Here is an 886-nt window from a genome sequence, read left to right on the forward strand (position 1 = left end):
GCTTCTTGCTTATGGCAGAGATATTTATTATATACTCAAACAGGTATTTTGTTAAAATTATTTAATAGATGTACTTAATATCGCAAGTGAAAGCAGGATGGATGGCGGTTTAATCCTAACAAGCAGGCCGCCAATCAAAAAATACAGCAACCAAACGTCGATATCAGGAATAGCGATACCGGTCACACCGCTGATTGAATACAGATTATACGCCTTTATGACCAAAAGCCCCAGGATGACTTTCCAGGCCATGCTTGAATCAATAGATTTCAAAAGCAGAGACACCAAAGGCGAAATCAAATAGAGACCGATGATACTATAGATAAACCAAAAATGCGGGCCGAGCGCGCTCGGACTATTCAGTCCTGATATAAAACCCCAGGTCAACGATAGTAAATTAGCATTTGGATCTCTATACCCAAGAATGAAAAAATGCAGGCCGCTAAAAACCAAGAATGGAACGATTATTCTCAATAATCGTTTCTTGTAGAATGCATGCAAATTCTCCTGTTCCGAATTCAAAATATACATGCCGCTGATCATGAAAAAGATCGGTAGCCCGCCTCTGACGAACGCCTGCACGAGCAAACCTCTTATTTCGTCGGCGCGTGCGGCGCCAAGCGTGATATAGGATTCATATTCCGGTGTCGCATGTATTGCAATGACCATCAAGCAACACAGGATTCTCAGCACATCGATCGAAACATCTCTTTGTTGATTAATCATGTGATCCGAAGCTTCAGGAAATCGCTGAGTTGCTGGGCTGTACGCTCCAGGCCGGATGATGACGGCGGCGGATCGCCGGATAGTAAAGTGGACCCTGAAAACCGGACAGTCATTTAAGTTATCAAACCGGTACAGAAGGGTTAGTCAAAATGGGTGAATC

At 43.5% G+C, this 886-nt stretch carries 1 protein-coding gene; it reads right to left on the minus strand.

The window, feature by feature from the left end:
• Positions 1 to 57 precede the first annotated feature (57 nt).
• Positions 58 to 726 carry an acyltransferase gene (locus tag GJ668_RS19845; RefSeq protein WP_155451804.1) on the minus strand — a complete coding sequence of 223 codons (669 nt, stop codon included), beginning with the start codon at positions 724 to 726 and terminating at the stop codon, positions 58 to 60.
• Positions 727 to 886 lie beyond the last annotated feature (160 nt).

It is taken from the genome of Allochromatium palmeri, assembly GCF_009720725.1.
Classification (GTDB): domain Bacteria; phylum Pseudomonadota; class Gammaproteobacteria; order Chromatiales; family Chromatiaceae; genus Thermochromatium; species Thermochromatium palmeri.